The sequence below is a fragment of the Sphingobacterium sp. 1.A.5 genome (assembly GCF_002734235.1).
GTDB classification, from domain to species: Bacteria; Bacteroidota; Bacteroidia; order Sphingobacteriales; family Sphingobacteriaceae; genus Sphingobacterium; species Sphingobacterium daejeonense.
In genome coordinates, this window is record NZ_PEBA01000002.1 from 83438 (window position 1) to 100252 (window position 16815).

Annotated in this window: 23 protein-coding genes and 1 tRNA gene; 8 read left to right on the forward strand and 16 right to left on the reverse strand. The window is 36.0% G+C overall.

The window, feature by feature from the left end:
- Positions 1-80: 80 nt before the first annotated feature.
- The 5 genes from CRT24_RS02090 to CRT24_RS02110 all read left to right on the forward strand — a co-directional run bounded on the left by CRT24_RS02090 (position 81) and on the right by CRT24_RS02110 (position 2659).
- Positions 81-368 (forward strand): hypothetical protein, encoded by a 288-nt coding sequence (locus CRT24_RS02090; protein ID WP_099369607.1) that lies wholly within the window; start codon positions 81-83, stop codon positions 366-368.
- A gap of 216 nt (positions 369-584) precedes the next feature.
- Positions 585-1226 (forward strand): hypothetical protein, encoded by a 642-nt coding sequence (locus tag CRT24_RS02095; protein WP_099369608.1) that lies wholly within the window; start codon positions 585-587, stop codon positions 1224-1226.
- Positions 1227-1229: 3 nt separating this feature from the next.
- Positions 1230-1835, forward strand: coding sequence for a hypothetical protein (locus CRT24_RS02100; protein ID WP_099369609.1), 606 nt, complete (start codon positions 1230-1232; stop codon positions 1833-1835).
- Positions 1811-2383: a hypothetical protein gene (locus tag CRT24_RS02105; protein WP_099369610.1), complete on the forward strand. Its 573-nt coding sequence runs from the start codon at positions 1811-1813 to the stop codon at positions 2381-2383. The genes CRT24_RS02100 and CRT24_RS02105 overlap by 25 nt, the downstream gene beginning before the upstream one ends.
- Before the next feature lie 63 nt (positions 2384-2446).
- Positions 2447-2659 carry a hypothetical protein gene (locus CRT24_RS02110; RefSeq protein ID WP_099369611.1) on the forward strand — a complete coding sequence of 71 codons (213 nt, stop codon included), beginning with the start codon at positions 2447-2449 and terminating at the stop codon, positions 2657-2659.
- 54 nt (positions 2660-2713) lie between these two features.
- On the opposite strand, the gene CRT24_RS20775 is transcribed toward CRT24_RS02110, so the two are convergent.
- The 15 genes from CRT24_RS20775 to CRT24_RS02170 all read right to left on the reverse strand — a co-directional run bounded on the left by CRT24_RS20775 (position 2714) and on the right by CRT24_RS02170 (position 12203).
- On the reverse strand, positions 2714-2869 hold the full coding sequence (locus tag CRT24_RS20775; RefSeq protein ID WP_180269043.1) for a hypothetical protein: 156 nt from the start codon (positions 2867-2869) through the stop codon (positions 2714-2716).
- Positions 2870-2883: 14 nt separating this feature from the next.
- Positions 2884-3096, reverse strand: a complete 213-nt coding sequence (locus CRT24_RS02115) for a hypothetical protein (protein ID WP_144034482.1) — start codon at positions 3094-3096, stop codon at positions 2884-2886.
- Positions 3097-3406: 310 nt separating this feature from the next.
- Positions 3407-3493, reverse strand: a tRNA-OTHER gene (locus CRT24_RS20780).
- Between the two features lie 483 nt (positions 3494-3976).
- Entirely contained in the window at positions 3977-5467 is a 1491-nt protein-coding gene (locus tag CRT24_RS02120; RefSeq protein ID WP_099369613.1) for a phage portal protein, read from the reverse strand.
- Positions 5468-5470: 3 nt separating this feature from the next.
- Positions 5471-6889: a PBSX family phage terminase large subunit gene (locus tag CRT24_RS02125; RefSeq protein WP_099369614.1), complete on the reverse strand. Its 1419-nt coding sequence runs from the start codon at positions 6887-6889 to the stop codon at positions 5471-5473.
- Complete coding sequence (locus CRT24_RS02130; RefSeq protein ID WP_099369615.1) at positions 6825-7382, reverse strand: hypothetical protein; 558 nt, start codon at positions 7380-7382, stop codon at positions 6825-6827. The genes CRT24_RS02125 and CRT24_RS02130 overlap by 65 nt, the downstream gene beginning before the upstream one ends.
- 7 nt (positions 7383-7389) lie before the next feature.
- A complete protein-coding gene (locus tag CRT24_RS02135; RefSeq protein WP_099369616.1) occupies positions 7390-7593 on the reverse strand; it encodes a hypothetical protein in 204 nt (67 codons plus the stop codon).
- A gap of 50 nt (positions 7594-7643) precedes the next feature.
- Entirely contained in the window at positions 7644-7850 is a 207-nt protein-coding gene (locus CRT24_RS02140; RefSeq protein ID WP_099369617.1) for a hypothetical protein, read from the reverse strand.
- Positions 7851-8031: 181 nt separating this feature from the next.
- Positions 8032-8721 (reverse strand): ParB N-terminal domain-containing protein, encoded by a 690-nt coding sequence (locus CRT24_RS02145; RefSeq protein ID WP_099369618.1) that lies wholly within the window; start codon positions 8719-8721, stop codon positions 8032-8034.
- Entirely contained in the window at positions 8702-9388 is a 687-nt protein-coding gene (locus CRT24_RS02150; protein ID WP_099369619.1) for a phosphoadenosine phosphosulfate reductase family protein, read from the reverse strand. The genes CRT24_RS02145 and CRT24_RS02150 overlap by 20 nt, the downstream gene beginning before the upstream one ends.
- A complete protein-coding gene (locus CRT24_RS20785; protein ID WP_180269044.1) occupies positions 9388-9537 on the reverse strand; it encodes a hypothetical protein in 150 nt (49 codons plus the stop codon). The genes CRT24_RS02150 and CRT24_RS20785 overlap by 1 nt, the downstream gene beginning before the upstream one ends.
- 2 nt (positions 9538-9539) lie before the next feature.
- Entirely contained in the window at positions 9540-9893 is a 354-nt protein-coding gene (locus CRT24_RS02155; RefSeq protein ID WP_099369620.1) for a hypothetical protein, read from the reverse strand.
- A gap of 7 nt (positions 9894-9900) precedes the next feature.
- Positions 9901-10623: a Rha family transcriptional regulator gene (locus CRT24_RS02160; RefSeq protein ID WP_099369621.1), complete on the reverse strand. Its 723-nt coding sequence runs from the start codon at positions 10621-10623 to the stop codon at positions 9901-9903.
- A gap of 100 nt (positions 10624-10723) precedes the next feature.
- Entirely contained in the window at positions 10724-11830 is a 1107-nt protein-coding gene (locus tag CRT24_RS02165) for a hypothetical protein (protein ID WP_099369622.1), read from the reverse strand.
- A 145-nt stretch (positions 11831-11975) separates the two neighbouring features.
- Positions 11976-12203: a hypothetical protein gene (locus CRT24_RS02170; protein WP_099369623.1), complete on the reverse strand. Its 228-nt coding sequence runs from the start codon at positions 12201-12203 to the stop codon at positions 11976-11978.
- 729 nt (positions 12204-12932) lie between these two features.
- Here CRT24_RS02170 and CRT24_RS02175 point away from each other — a divergent pair.
- Positions 12933-13358, forward strand: a complete 426-nt coding sequence (locus CRT24_RS02175) for a hypothetical protein (RefSeq protein ID WP_099369624.1) — start codon at positions 12933-12935, stop codon at positions 13356-13358.
- 903 nt (positions 13359-14261) lie between these two features.
- Here CRT24_RS02175 and CRT24_RS02180 read toward each other — a convergent pair.
- Complete coding sequence (locus CRT24_RS02180; protein ID WP_099369625.1) at positions 14262-14780, reverse strand: CbrC family protein; 519 nt, start codon at positions 14778-14780, stop codon at positions 14262-14264.
- 281 nt (positions 14781-15061) lie between these two features.
- On the opposite strand from CRT24_RS02180, the gene CRT24_RS02185 reads away from it, so the two are divergent.
- Positions 15062-16138, forward strand: a complete 1077-nt coding sequence (locus CRT24_RS02185; protein ID WP_099369688.1) for an alpha/beta fold hydrolase — start codon at positions 15062-15064, stop codon at positions 16136-16138.
- Positions 16139-16205: 67 nt separating this feature from the next.
- Positions 16206-16805, forward strand: coding sequence for a flavodoxin (locus tag CRT24_RS02190; protein ID WP_257213939.1), 600 nt, complete (start codon positions 16206-16208; stop codon positions 16803-16805).
- Positions 16806-16815 lie beyond the last annotated feature (10 nt).

Here is a 16815-nt window from a genome sequence, read left to right on the forward strand (position 1 = left end):
AATAAATGAAAAGGATTATTTGAGGATCAGATTTTTTAAAGAATAACATAAAAAAGAGCAAAGGAGGCTCGATTAAGCGTATGGATGAGGCAGAAAAAAAACACTTATTATCTGAAGAAGATATCCGAACCATAGTAATTGAAACGATTTCTTTATACAAGCAAGATGAAGTATTGGCTAAACCTCAATTGATATTTAAAGAGGCTTGCAAGTACTATGGAGAAATCAGGGTTCGTAAATGGATTAAATCAGGATTGCTTAAGCCACAAAGCCAAAACGGTAAAGGATCTAAAAAGTATTATTCCCATAAGCAGATAATAAAACTATCGCAGGAATTTAGACACTACCTTCCAGGAATTAAATTATAACTGCTAATAATTGGTTAGTTGAAATCCTTACATCTCCCAGGTGTAGGGATTTTTGTTAAAAATGTGTTAAATATTTGCTAATAGATATAAAAAGATATATAAAATATTATATAATCTCATTTTAGTTATTAACTTGCAAGAGTTATAATTTATCTCATAAACTTACTAGGTTGATCAAAATAAAATGAGGTATTCAAAAACATATTTAAATTTAACATGTCGTCATTACGTATACCAGATCATTTACGCCCGGGGTTTGATAACCTTTTATCATTAGATAATTCAAACTTTGGACTTTTAATTGATTACATTAAGTCTTTAACGGATTTTAAGAATCTTGAGGTCGCTAGAGATTTAACAAAACGTTTTCTATCGGAGGTTGGAATTGACGAGTCTGTAAATGATGTAATATATTCTTTAGCCTCATTGAATGCAAGGTATCCTACAAAAAGCATGGAGGAGGATTTACTTGAATCATTTAAGTCTTTTTCTGAATCCGATTCTTTAGATGAAAGTTTATTTAAGGAACGTGTTAAAGAATTGTCAGATAGTTCTGAAGCACTCAATAAATACCTTAAAAAAAATATATTAGGATCAAGTTATGATAAAACTTTAGTTTATAGCGAAATTATAACAGATATTCGATTAGTGTTTACTTCTAATTTAAATGATCAATCTAGATCAGCAATAATAACACATAATTTAAAATTAGAAGTCATGGACTCAATTGATAATAGAGATATTTACATCTCGATGGACTCTGATAGTCTTGTAGAGCTGAAAGCAACAATTGAACGTGCACTTGAGAAGGAAATAGTTATCAAAAACGATTATTCGAATCAAATAAGTTTTTTATAAAACATGAAGAGATATAAGGACTTTGAGAATTTTATTCAGCCAAGATTTCATCAAGCCGATGCTAATTTATCTGATACTTTTTTCAGACAGAGGGGTAATGAGGATATTAAATACTCTCACGATAGAAATACTATTGGGTACCAATTTTCGAAAAAAGAGGATGTAAAAATTAGATTCTCAGTTTTAGGAGAAGATTACAGTCTTCCAGAAGATTTGTCACATATTTATGAGGAGATTAAACTTTCAAGTTACATCGTTGAATGTTTTAAAAACGATTGGGACGACGATGGAGCTATCGGTATTAATAAATCAGTTTATTTAGATGCACTATCTTTTTTAGTCATATACTCTAAAGAATTATCATCTAAAAAAGGAATCGTTATCGAAGCACCTGAAATTAATCCTGTTATTAACGGGTCTATTGATTTATCTTGGAGAACTGATAGAGCTCGATTGCTTATAAATTTTAATTTGAAAGGAGAAAAGACTATAGCGCGATTTTACGGTGATTTATACGACAAACTAACCGAAAAATCTGGGTTCATCGATATTGATTCGAAAACGTTTGATTACTCTTTTTTAGAATGGATGAGAAACCTCAAGAAGTAGCCTGCCTTTGGCCCACTGAAAACATTGATGATGAAGATAATTTACTAAGACTTGTTCCAATTGCGAAAACTTGCAAAATCGCATTAGATTCTGTTAAGAGACGTATACCAAATGAAGCATCTTTTGCCCTTCGTCCGGGAGAAGAAGGACTATCGATGAATTGGAGTAAGTATTGCTGTGAAAAAAAATCTCTTCATATCAAGGGAATTACCTATTCAACTAGTGGAACTGGATTTATAGAAATTTCACAAAACCTTATTTTCAAATTTCCAGTCTATTTTTTAAAGGATTATGGCGATGTTAAACATACACCAATTGGGAAATCAAACCCTTCACCTATAGGTGAACCAAATAATAAATCTCACTCTGAGCTCTTTCCTCACAATGAATTAAAAATGCGAGTGAACTTATCTGATTATTGCCGAAAAGAATATCATTATAGTTTTTGTAAAGTGGATATGAAGTTAATTCAGGAAGAAGTAAATGAGTTGAGAAATAGGTTGAATGACACTCCGTATCACAAGGACTGGAATTTTGATGAAATGTAAATTACTAATATAACAACCCCTCCATCCCGAGGGGATTTTTGGATACAACAAATTAAAAAGAATATGGCAAGACAGAGAAAACCCTATACATATACTACTCGATATGGTAGAAAGAAAATTTTAGAAGAAGCTAGAAAATATAATGCTACATTGCCCAAAGAAGAAAAGGAAGAAGCATATTTATTTTTATTTTATTTGTTAGCAGGGGTTGGAATAATTTTATTAATTATATACTTTGGAATTAAATATTTAGTAGATATTAAGTATTCTGTGTAGTAGAATCCTTAATAACATTTACTTTCAAACGATATTACTTAGCTAAATCAATCATCATTCTAGTTTCCCTCCATTCTTCCTCACCTTCTCCATCTCAACCCTATCATAAATCTCTTTTTGGTCCTTGCGTTTATCCGGCTCAGGCAGTTCATCTGTGCAGCTCTGCATAGCCAGCAGTGTCAGGAGAGCGAGTGTTAGTAGTTTTTTCATAACTGTATGTTTGGTTAGTTTTCTTTATAATTTCTATCAATCTCTTGGATCACTTCATCATTAACGGCTTCAAATTCGGCCTTTGCCAAAATCATTTCAACATCGCTCTTAGAGTTAGCAATATCCTTTATTACTTTTTGAGCCAAATAATTTGGAATCTCGAATCTAGTAATATCATAAGTGCGCTTCTTTTCTATAGCTAAGTTCATAAAGCTTCTATCGTCCATAGTTATCAAAATGAACCTCTTATTCTTTAGAACTTTAATAATAGTTTTGAGAATGAGATTAAGCTTTTCCATAACTTTGTGTGTTTGGTTAGTTTATAATTTTATTGTTTTGATCAGTGTTAAAAAATCCCCTTCACTATGGGAGCAAAGGGGAGATACACTAACTATTTAATTCCACTATGAAAGTCTTTAAAGCGGGAATAAAGAACGCCCCATCATAAACATATCCCGCTTTGGTTGTATTTCTTAATAAGCCCTGGTCCTTAACCAGGGCATGCGGGCATCTATCTCCGCTTTTCTATTACTTATGTGGAGTGAATTGGATTCGAACCAATGTTTGTTCAGTGTTCGCTCACCACTACTTGCCAAACCGTCCTAACCTCTAGACGATCACCCCAAAATAATGCTGGCTATCTCACGACCACCAGCACCAAACCAATTATAAACCTAAATTATGAACGATTTAAAAAGCCGTCTTTCCGGCTGTCACTATTGTATTTTCATCCTTCTGAGCAAATTGTTTTTGCCCGCGATAACCTTAAGATGTTTAGGAGCTGCTCTATCCGCCTACAACAGCCATCACAAAACGCGGAGTGATATATTTTTTAAACAAGGGCAGGATGATTGAAACCTGCAAGTCTAGTAGTGATCATTCCTAGTGGGTAGCTGGCATCGAACCAGTCTTTCTGAGGGTGTTCTTATGAGTACCCATCGAGCCGAACCCTAGCGTCTAATTCCGCCACCTTGCTATTTCTTACCCTCAACCAACTACATGTTGTTAATCTTCTCGAAAATTGAGGAATTGATTTCTCATTTATTGATACATCAAAGATAAATACAACTTTTTATATATGCAAATAATAATATATAATTTTTATAATTATTTGTTATATTTTTCTTCACTAGTTTTTGCATTCAATTCTTGATCAGCTTTTGCTTCATCAAGGATCTGGTTTAATTCTTGTTCGACATCTGAAACCTCACCAAGAATGAGCATTGCAGTTTTACGGCTCATCAATCTTGCTGCAACCATTTTTGTAACATGGCCAATGATCTCACCTTTATCAACTGGAAGAGCGTCCTTAAATTTAATTCCTGGATTAACGGAAGTAAGATCTTCTAAGGATGGATCGAACTCAATAAGCATTTTCTTGATAACGTTAATTCGTCTTACAAGCATTTCATGCAATCGCTTTTGAGCCTTGTTTCCTTTCATCTGAGGCCCCATGAACAATAATCGAAGCGCAATGCCAGAAGTACCGTTACTCATCAATTTGGACATTGTATTGAAGCTGATATCCGGTGTATTAGTGATATCGAACTGTTCTTGCTTGATTATGTCAAATTCGAGCTTTTTAGATTCCACCATTGATTCTGGTTGAGCAAAGTAAACACTTCCCTTTCCACCGTTTTCACCTTTCACTTGAATTACCTTGGCTACCTCTCCCTGTGAAGGTAAGCTTTCAGCATCACCGTCAACCACCATAGCTGGATCTCCATAATAGTCATTTGTATCACCAAGGTTAGAAATATTGTTTTCTTCCCGATTAGATAAGGGTTGAACATTGGCCCATTCATGACGCTTTTGCTGGTGATATACCACTGAAAGGAAGTTATATCCTTCTTTTTCTTCGGTGGTCCATTCCTTGCCATCTTCCTGAGTTCCTAAGATTATGTTACCAACAACGTAAATATCAAAATGGAGCGATTTTATATCGGTTATGATGTTTGTTGATTCGTAACGTCTGGCAAATCCAACAAGATCATCATATTCATCCCAAATAGGATAGATATCGTCTCCATTCTCTTTGCAAAGAAGCATCAGTCCAGGCTTTCTGTCGCTGCCTTCTAAAATTGTTCCATCCCAATAACCAGGGGATTTATAATCATACCACAATTCAGCGCAATGCGTCTCGATCAACCGACGCTCTACAATATCCTCAGTCTTAAAAGACAGTTTATTGTCATCCCATACCTTTTTGATAGCTTCAAAGAACTGAACCTCACGCTCAATGTCACTAGCAAACTCTAAAGTGATATCGGATCCACATTCAAAAAATACAGCAGCTTGGACAATCTGTTGTTGCCTGGCCAGTTGGAGCCGGTTTACCTCAACTTCGCTTTCTTGGGTAGAAGTTTTAGTGGTACCAGAAATCGCATCATCATATTCTTCTCCTTCATGTTCCAATTTTCTGTTTTCACGTTTAGTTGGATCATTAACGTCATGAAGGTATGGGTCATACTGCTTTAGCAGGTCCGAAATAGTTAATGTCTCCTTGCCCAGCTTGATAACTCTTTCGGTCTTTTTAATTACGTCGTATACAGTAGCGTAATCGCCAGCTAGTAGTTTGTCTAAGTCTTCCTTTTTCATGTTCTATCTTTTTATTCTTTTTCTTGAAGTACCATTCTTAAGTTTTGATACTGCATTTGCTGTTTTCCGTTTTGCGTCAGGGTCATTTTTAGTGAGGAAATCAAATGCATAACGGATCGCATCAATACCGTGGTTCCATTTGTCAATAGGTATTCCTGCCTTCTTATCGTTCCAGATGTAATTTTTAAGCTCAGTCCTTACATTTCTACTCCGTGGACTATAAACGATGGTGTAATCAGCCATTTTAAGCAAAGATGCACTAACGGAGCCGGGAGCTTTCCAACATTCGATTATGTTTAGCTTCCCCTGTTTCTTTATGTCGGCTATCAATCGGTCTTCTGCACTATCTCCTACAATTAAATCAGTTGATTTCTGAATCCGTGACTTGTTGAGTTCGATAATATCATTGGTACCTAATTGCTTAGTATCATAGTATTCTTCATCAACATGGATGATCATTTTCTTGCGATCAACTGCAACCCTCATAAGAGTATCAGGATCCACAGAAAATCCATAATCCTGACCGTAACAGTAGGGGAGGTATTCGTTAAATTCGCCTTCCATTGTTTTAGGAAGAATAACACCTTCTTTTATATCAGCCCAACGCCCAATAACGACATTGGCATATTTGGTCATCTGGAACTTGGCACGATCAAATTTTCCGGTGGCATCCGTGGCCTGCGCAATGGATTCCTGCTTTATTTGCTCGATCCGTTCAAGGAAGTTGCTTGAAAGGTTCTCAATATTATCTAGGTAACTTGTATGGATATGTAAAACGTTCGGATGTGTTGATATCTGAACGTCGACACCATCAATAGTAACGATTTTATGAGTGTCCTTGATGTACTGCTCATATACAAAATGGGAGTCATCGGTAGGGTTCATAATCAGGATGATCCTATTCTGAATACCTTTTTGACGAATGGATAACATCAACTTTTCATAGCTGTCAAAGTCGGTCCATTCCTCCATTTCATCGCCTACGAACGTTGTAAGGCCTTGAATTGATTTTAGTTTAGCGGTTTGGTTTCCAGATCCTGTCTTGATTCCGCGGAACATGATAGGAACCTTGGAAAACTTATTGATGATGTTGTTTTTCTTGACCTCAAAGAACTGTTGCGTTCCTTCAAGATCAATCTTTTCCTGAAACTCTGGTATAACGGAGTCAGCTGCCGATGACATCGTATAACGAGAAAAAAGGATGCTATGCCCTTTTTCAAAACTAAGCCTTTCAAGGAACAAGGATCCATTGAATGATTTACCGGAGCCACGGCCCCCGGTGATAAGGATTATAAATTTTTCCTTATTCTCATACAATGGTACGTACGGAGTAGCAATTTTAATTCGGGGCCGTTCCCTAATTATCTTCTTCCTCGGTATCGTCGAATTGTTCGGAATCTTCCCCTCTTTCGTTATCGTCATCTGTATTGTTTGCTGCTAACCATGAGGCTATATCAATACTGCCACTAAGTTTCTCACCTCCTGAAGTAACATCCAGTTTCTTACCGTCAATAGTCTTTTTGCGCCATTCTTCGTCATGGTTGAATAACCATGTAGCTAAAGCTTGGGGATTGGGAGCCAATTCTTCAGTTGTTTCCATCAGGACCATACCATCTTCTTGAATATAGCGCCCCGATTCCATCATTGAAGGTAATTTCCGCGTTGTAGTTTTACGCTTAAGACCTCCCAATGCAACAGCAAGGTACTTTTGCCTAACTGCTGAATTGATCTTTGCACGCCCACGCGCTAACGCCTCAGATATTGTATCATACTTTGACTTCAATTCAAGGAAGTAAGTAGGATTAATACTGATTTCAATAGCGATCTCTTTATCCGTCAATCCTTTCATGGCATAGTTCTCCATTGCATTGGAAAACTCTTCACTTTCGTATTCCCATCTATCTTTATTTGCCATAATTTTATTAAACTATTTGCAGTTTCCTTCTTAGTCCTAGATCTTTTGCAGGAACTCCAGAAACGAATGTTAATTTAACGGTTGAGAAAGGTCGTCTTAATGTAATAGTTCTTTTTGTCCGCTTTACAATATCACATTCGGAATCTGAACCTAATCCAGAATAGATGACTTTGTCACCTACCTTTAACTCGTTTTCGAATAATTGACTCATATATCATATTTTAAAGTATCTAATTATATCTTTCACACACGGTGAGTATATCACAAACCGAGTTTTTTGATGTCATTTTTGTCTTTTGATAATTCAAAATCATATGCATCATGTTTCGAACTCCCACAGGCAATTGTGTAGACGCAAACATTATTTGGATGCAGGAAAATATCTGTTACGATCCATTGCTCCTGATTAACGTCTGTTCTTAAAAAAACGATATCGCCAAAAGTGTACTCTGTAAAATGTGTATGCATGGTCTTTTTGCATATAATTTTTATAATTAATCGTTATATCTACCTGTACAATTTTACCTGGTCATAGGTTGGTACCGGCAGGTTCATTTCGTGGCATTTGGAGCGAATCAACATCCAGGCCATTGATTTTGATCTTGCGACTGCTCTGAACTTATGTAATTCATCCTGGTACATTTTTCCTTTAGGCACCGAAGATCCTTTCTGCAATTTCTTCACCCTTGATAATTTTATCGTATAAATCCTTTCCCAATGCTTCCATAAACTCGGCTTTATTCTCAAATGAATCAAAAGAGAGGATCACAGTCGGTTCACCTTCCCAACGGTCATCAACTTCACTGCTGTATTTTTCTTTTTTTGCCTTGATCTCTTCCTTGGTCTGTGGTGCAGTGGGAGGTGTAAGCATTTCTGCTTTCTTCATGATGTCCGTAAAATCGATGCTAGGAGATTCCAGCTGCATGATCAATAGATCGTTTTCGTCAAGTCCGGCAAGAATGGGATCAATATCGGTAATGATGTTAGCCATTAGCTCGCTGTCAAATTCACCTTGCACCGTTTTAGAGTTCAGGAAGATGTTTTGTTCCATTTCAGTTTTATCGTCGAGGTTTACTTTCTCGACCCTGATATCATAGTCATTCTTTGGATAGTTGTTGATCTCATCCAGTATAGAAACTCGCTGGTGTCCGCTAACTAAGTTTCCGGTGGTCTCATTCCAGACGATACCGCCCATAAGGCCTACACGCTTGATGTTAGCTTTAAGCTGTTTCCGTGCTTCGTATGATAGTTTCCTAGGGTTGTAATCCGCTAATGTGATCTCAGACCGTTTTAGCGTTATTGCCTCGGATGATTTATGTTTATTCTTCGTTGTACTCATGTTCAAATATTATCGTTTCCGCTTCTGGGAATTCTTTTATAACCTTTTTGTAATCCGCTGGACTATTACGCTTGCACCAAAGGAGAAAGTTTATGTCACTTGGTGTAACCCCTTGGGATTGATGATTTGGATCGTAAATAGTTGGCTTCGGGAGCCTTAGCTTGTCAATGTAAGCAAGCACGTTTCCGTTTTTCCACTTCTCAATAGGATAGACGTTCTTTGTCTTTAGGTTTATTGATGGAGTGCCTTCCTTTTCAAGGCCCATCATCATCAACCTGCGCTGAAGTCCATCGGTACGCTTGAATCCAAAACATGCCCATTCAATTCCGGTTTCCTCTTTTACGTCCTGAGCAATTTGGGAAAGAGTGCGACGTTTTAACTTCTCATGTCCTTTATATCCCAAAAATTCGCTTTTTTGATAACCATAAAGAGCAAAATGAGGTTTATCAATAAAGGATATGTTCTTATATCTTGATTGATGTGCTTTCTTGAAAGCTTCTATATGATGAAGGTCCTTAACCGTATATAAGTAGACACTTACAACCTGGTTAAAGACCTTGCAACATAAATCTGTAAGCAATATCGAGTCTTTCCCATTCAATGAACTGAATAGGATAATTTTGTCAGTTTGTTGCCTGACTTGGCTCAATATCTCTAAAGGTGTCATTATCTAGTTCTACGAGTGATACCAGATTGACGCATGTCACGACGTGCTGCCGCATTGGATGGAGTAACTGTCCTGACCCCACTGTTTGAAGTACTGATGCGATACCTTGGTCGCTCAGTCCTTCGTCTTTGCTCTGCTGTTTCTGCCATATTTATATTTGTTTGCGTTTAACATTCTCAGTCTTTTTCACTTTTCCCAATTCGATTACAAAGCATTCATCACCTTTTTCGAATCCTGGGGGTATATCCTTTTCGAATACACAGATATAAAGATCTTTTACTTCGACTACTGCAGTCTTCCGGTCTTTACGGTAACCAACTGCTAAGGTTATTTCCTTGATCGGTTTTATTTCATCGTAATATCCATCCTTGCCCTTTTTACAGAACATTTTGAAATAATGTTCGCTTAGGCTTCTGTATTCCTCGATTTTGGTACCGTTGAGTATTTCATTGAAATATTCCTCTTTGATAATCAAAACTGGAATACTACTGGTTTTATTTTTCATATAGGTCTTAACTGATATTCTTTACTTTTTTAAATGGATCTATTAGATTGTGGATAAAAGCACGACCTAGCTCGGTCCAGCATAAATGTCTTACTGATTTAGTGTCTGAAACTTTTACAGGTCGATAATACTCATATCCTTTATTCAGATACTTAGCTTTTAAGGTATATTCATTATCACCAATTTTTCGAATGATATTATTTTCAAGCAGGAATTTATTCAAGGCCTTAGCTGTCATTCCAAACACAGCCCCCACTTGAGTAGGACTGAAATAGCTTTGTGAAGCGACAATTTTATCGGTATAATCAGCTTTTGGTGTCAACTGCGCTATTTCTCTTTGTTGTTCTTGAACCATATTGTTAAGAATCTTGAAGGCGTTCATCAATACCACCGCTTCAGATTGTGGCTTAACTGAATTTAGTTCCAATTCTTCCCATCTGTTGATCAGAATAGCTCGAGCTTCATCATTGAATTTTGTAGCAATGTAAAGACACTCTTTTTTGGTTAACTGGAATTCCGGTCTTTTTTCACCCTTCGTGTCCACATATTCGACGAGCCGAAATCTTGACCCGTTAACTTTTTCCCAAGCGGGTTCCATTTTACGAACTGCATCCAAAACGTGTTTATGTTGTTTTCCAGTTTGAATAGCAATTTCACGGCTTGACATTCTTCTTTCTAATGGATTCTGACCATTATTAGATTTGTTTGCGAAATTTATTATATTTGTCATATCGATTTAATTATCAACTGGCTAACTATGTGCAAAATGGTTAGCCAGTTTTTTTGTTAATACAATCAAAAATACAAACTAATATAATTTAAAACAACTATTACAACTTAAACATTTGTTTTATTGCATACATGGCATTAGGGGTAATTTTCCTTTGCCAGCATTTATTGAAGGGTGACCACTTGAAAGCGTTCTTTTTTAATAGGTCAATAACTTCTCTTTCCGGTTTTTCTTCATGTTTTACTTGGATCCGATCCTCGGCATGGTTGATAATAATCTGACCGCCTTCAATATCAATTATTTTGCTTTCTTGAGGGTTTTGCTTTTCATTGGCAATATCGAAAGCTTTTTCTCGCAGTTTCCAAACCTTGTGTCTCGTTGTAATAATAGGTTTCTTTTGTGCATTATTCAGGCCCTCGATGAGTGTCAAAGCACGATCTACCAACTCATGATCCCCACTTTTAGCAATCGTTTCAATCTTGCCTACCATGGAAGAAACGAATAAAGCTCTACTGTATGGCTCGGTACGGTTATCAATACCTACGATTACAGCTGCTTGACGGATGATATCGGTTTTCATTAATTCCCATTTTTCATTTCGTTTTTGATCTTCAGGTTTATTACGCTCGATCCTTTTTCTGATACCTTCCTTAGCCTTTTCACGCCAATCTGAAAATGATTCATATTTATTTCGTTCAGAATTTAAGGCTTTTTCATTCCTTCTGGTATTGAAATTTGCTGGACCTGTTACCATAGATGAAGCAGTACGGCTTTTTGAAGATATCCAATCCAAGTACATTCTAACATATTTTTCAGTGTACCAAGTATGATCTTCTGAAGGGATTTCCAAAAGATCCTGATTAAGTTCAGCTATATGTTCATTTAGATTTACCCTAGCTGCACGGTCTGGACTCATGGATATCCAGTTGTAGGCATTTCTTACCTTTTCAAAATGTTGGAAAAGCGGTGACTTTGTTAGTTCGTAGATGTCATATAGGAATGATTTCACGGTACCGAACTTTTTGAAGTTTTCGCCACTTTGTGGGTTTTTCTCTAGCCATTCTGATAGGGACCATCCAGTAGGGATATCCAGATTCGTAGCCTTGTTGAACTCTAATGTGATTTTTTCGCCAAATTCCAATACGGAATCAATGATGTAATCTGCAAATTGATCGCAGTTTTCAAATTGTGTTTTTTGTGTGTTCATGGTGTGTGTTACATTATAAAACAAATATAGTTGCTTTATACTATATATGCAAATTATACTATATTTTTTTGCACACAAAAAAACGCTGGCCAGTTGACCAACGTTTGCAGTAGAAATATTTTTATAATAAGATTCGGTGAGATCGTTACTTTAAAAACTCATCGATATTATCCCGTAATTTTGAGAGGACTTTTTTTGCTGCTTCCAAATCTTGAGGGAGTATCTTTTGGATTCCCGTTCCTGACTCAAGTTCTGCAATTTTATTGTGTAATTTATTCCTTGCAATAACTCTCGTAAGATTTGGGTACATTTGACTTGCTAATTCGACTTTTACCAAAATCGGATTATTTTCTAAAAATTCTTTTAGCTCCATAATACAAATATATGCACTTAGAACTATATCAAGAAATATAATTGAAATAGTGTGTGTAAAAGTGTGTGCATTTAGCTAAAGACAGAGTTAATATGTTGATTATCAATATTGATTAAAAGCCTGCTCCCCGCTACTGAAAAAAAGCTCGACGCAAGTCGAGCTTTTTTAGTATAAAGTAGTTAGTATTTAGTATTTAGACGGCAGCCGTGCCGGAAAGAAATACATTAATAATTTTTATAGTCTCATAGTATCAGTAATAACTTGCAACTTTTGACAAGCCGATTTATTTTAGGATAACGATATGTTTAATTTATTTAGCAAATATTTTTTCTAAAATGTATAGGAGACCTAAATATAGAAATGCCTTTTTGACAATCTTTCATTCTATTTTAATATATCCTTCGAGTAATATAAATGAATTCATATATTAGTATGTTATTAACAGGTTGTTTACCAGTTTATTGATACCTAAAATTATAATTTTTCCAGAAAGTAAAAGAGACTAACCATAAAATAGAATTACAATGTATATACTGTATTGTGATACTTTATAGAGTGTTTTTTAAATTTTTGTTGGTTCAGATGGGATTCATTCAACTGTTACTGATCAGGAAATTAAAATTATAATTTCTTAAGGAATGTCTTAAACCGTAATAATGACCTAGATGATGACAACAACACGACTTGAGTATAGGAAATTATTAATAAGCAATTTTAAACGGATGAGCTATGAAAAGATTTATTTTTTTGATTTCAATTATCATAACATTATGTTCCTGTGAGCGTAATGAAATTGAAATTAACAATACTAGAATTATTGGAGAATGGAAATTAGTTCAAATAGATCAATACGTTATTAATCCCGCAGGACCTAAATTATCTACAACTGATTACAGTTCAAAAAATGTGATTTATAATTTTCAAAAAAACAATTTGTTAAAAGTTAGCGGCGGTGAAAATTTTGGATATAGTAATGGAGAATACCCGTATGAATTCAAAAAAGATTATTTAAGTGGTTTTCCTTCGCCTGAAGAAACTAAAATTAATCTTGTAATTATTAATGATTCAAAATGGGTTTTTAATTATTCAGGTTCTCAAATAACTTTAAGTATAGCTTACGTTGATGGTCCAACGTTAATATTGGAAAAGAAATAAAAGTAATTCTTTAGTACGTAATGGTTGACAGCCATATTTATGGCACGCCTCACCAGACTGCAATATCATTAAGTTAAGAAAAAAATAAGGTCATTGGCATATTTTCAGTGGCAGGTGGGGACACCTGCCACGGCGAGAAAACCCCATCGGGGTTAAATGCCAGGGGCATGAAATATCTCTTAAATGCCGTAGGCATGTAATATCTATAGAAATGTAATTTGCCTCAAAAACCAACACCATCGGTGTGGCATGTTTGTTAAGCGGATGCAAAGCAACCAAAACAAGCCACCTTAAGTGATGGTTGGTGGGGACACCAACCATGGCGACAAGTAATTTTCACTCATTCAAAACAGCCGTGGATAGTTCACTAAATAGTTTACCTCTCTCACGAGAGAGAATGAAAATCGTTCGTTTAGTGAAGGGGGAATTGGGCGGGGAAGTGGTCGCCGCAGCGACCACTTCCCCGCCCAATTCCCCCTAGACCTCCAGTAATGCGTGTCATTCCCAAGCTTTAGCTTGGGAAACTATTTAGGCGCTTTACAAGCAATTGGTTTTTGTAGAGGCTTGGATAGTGATTATTATTTAATAGCAATTTATAGTTACACCCCTACAGGGTTGAATTGCGCCGTTTAAACATTTTGCTATAATAGTTGCACCCCTACAGGGTTGCATTGTGCCTTATAATCATTTCTATAGTAGTTACACCCCTCTGGGGTTAACAAACATGCCACACCTACGGTGTTGGTTTCTGGGGAGATTTCAACGCTATAGATATTACATACCTACAGCATTTAAGACGAATTTCATGCCTATGGCGTTTAATTCCTATGGTTTCGGTTCGCCATAGCAGGCTTGCTCAAATGCCACTGAATAGAGGAGTTTTGGAGAAATGATTTCTCTTATTTAATCACAGTCTATATGAAGTCTATGTTTATTACATATCAAACATTGAAACAGATAGCCTACTAACCTTCCGTCTTTCGACAGGTTCTGCAACACAAATTCCTTTTTGTATCTAATATTATTAATATCATCCTGTAACTCTTCCATGAAGGGTTCAATAGTTTTGGTGTCGGCATAACCTAAAAATGCACAAGGTTGGTTACAGTGTGTAAGCCATACCTCTTGTTGCCAACCGTTGTAGCTTGGTGTTCTTTCACATAGTTCAGATATTAGATCTTCATTTATGGTTTTGGGATTTTCAATACTTTCAGAATCAATAAAATAGCCATCCAAAGTTAAAGCCGCATTGCCATTTTCAATGCACCAAGGGCAAATATATTCTTGTTCTTCATAACTATAAAAAGAGCTATTATAACGAATATTCCTTTCTTCATCGCAGGCGGAGCAAATGCCTTCTTCTTCTACAAAAATATTCAGACTAAAAGCATTTGGGCTGTATTTAAAGTGTGGTAGTTCCATGATCTTGCTTAATTAAAAAAACGAAAGTGTAGATAATATTAACAAGAATATTCTAAAAATCCGAATATTATTAACTTGGTTAATAGTTGTTTAAAGATTATGATCCGTTGTTCACTAACAAATATGCCTTAACCCCCAATCAGTAATATTGGTATTTTAATCCGTAATCTGGATACAGATATATCCATTGATAAACCTGAACTTTGCCTAAGATACTTTTAATAAGACCTATGTTTATAAAAACAATGTTTAATAATATCACTATACATAAATTGTTCCTTATGAAAAGATTTTATTTATTTCTTGCCTTAGCAACATGTTTCTCCTCCTGTAATACCCTTAAAGAGCGCAGTAGTAAAAGTTTGTTGATTAAAGAACAGGGGAGTTTTATGGTTGGAGGGATAAAATCCACACATCCAGGTAAATTTAATGTAAAAGATGCGCTAAATCCTGATGGTCAGACTTTCCATGCTGACCATGCCTATACTTTTTACCAGATTCCAGAGAATGCCAATAGATTGGCTTTGGTTTTTTTGCATGGTGCTGGCCAATCAAAGAAAACTTGGGAATCTACACCTGATGGCCGTGATGGTTTTCAGAATATCTTCCTGCGCAGGAAATTTCCTGTTTATCTTTTGGACCAACCTCGGCGAGGAGATGCAGGCAGGAGCTCTGTAGAAGCTACTATTAAACCTACTGCTGATGAGCAATTTTGGTTTACTCAGTTTAGATTAGGCAATTATCCTGACTTTTTTCCGAATGTTCAGTTTCCAAAGGATTCAGCTTCAGTTGAGCAGTTTTATAGGCAGATGACACCAAATACCGGGGCTTTTGATGCGAAAGTTATTACGGATGCTGTTTCGAGTTTATTTGATAAAATTGGTGATGGTATCTTGGTAACGCATTCTCAAGGAGGGGGCCCAGGCTGGATGACAGCTATCAAAAACAACCATGTAAAAGCAATTGTTGCGTATGAGCCCTACAGTGGTTTTATGTTTCCGAAAGGAGAATTGCCTGCCCCTATAAAATCAACTGGCCTCTTTGGTGCCCTAAATGGTGTTGAGATTCCATTGGAAGATTTTAAAAAACTCACACTAATTCCAATAGTTATCTACTATGGAGATAATATTGCTGCCTCTCCCACGGATATCTGGAATAGTGATCATTGGCGTTCAGGCCTTGAAATGGCTAGGTTATGGGCGAAAACTATAAACAAGCATGGTGGGGATGCCACAGTGATTCATCTCCCTGAAGTTGGCATAAAAGGGAACACACATTTTCCTTTTTCAGACTTAAATAATATCGAAGTAGCAGGTGAATTGTCAAAGTGGTTGAAAGAAAAGAATTTGGATAAATAATCTTATGAAAACATTCACAAAATTTGGACTAGTCCTTATCATCTTTACGTTACTATACAGCTCATGTATGGCAGAAAAAACCAATAATAAGAATGATAATCCAGTAAAGGTTGAAAAATTAAATGATTATAAAATTTTGATTGTTTACCTCTCCAGAACCAAAAACACTCAGGCATTAGCAGAAATAATCCATGAGAATTTAGGAGGAGACCTGCATGCACTCGAATTGTTGACCCCTTACCCAGAGGACTATCAAACTATGGTTGACCAAGTAGCTGAAGAAAATTCTAGTGGTTACTTGCCACCCTTAAAAACAAAAATTGAAAATATAAAAAACTATGATGTGGTTTTTGTTGGATTTCCTACCTGGGGAATGCAATTACCTCCACCAGTTAAGAGCTTTTTAAAGGAATATGATCTGACGGGAAAGATTGTAGTTCCATTTAATTCCAATGCTGGTTATGGGATAGGGAACAGTTTTGAAACTGTTAAACTATTATGTCCCAATAGTCGGATCCTGAAGGGTTATTCAACTCAAGGAGGAAAAGAAAAAGACGGGGTTCTATTTGTAATGGAAGGGGATAAAGAAAAACAAGTTCAAATTGAAATAAAAAACTGGTTAATAAAGATAAAATCAGAGATAGATAAGATTAGTATAAACTCCTAAAAAATCAAGT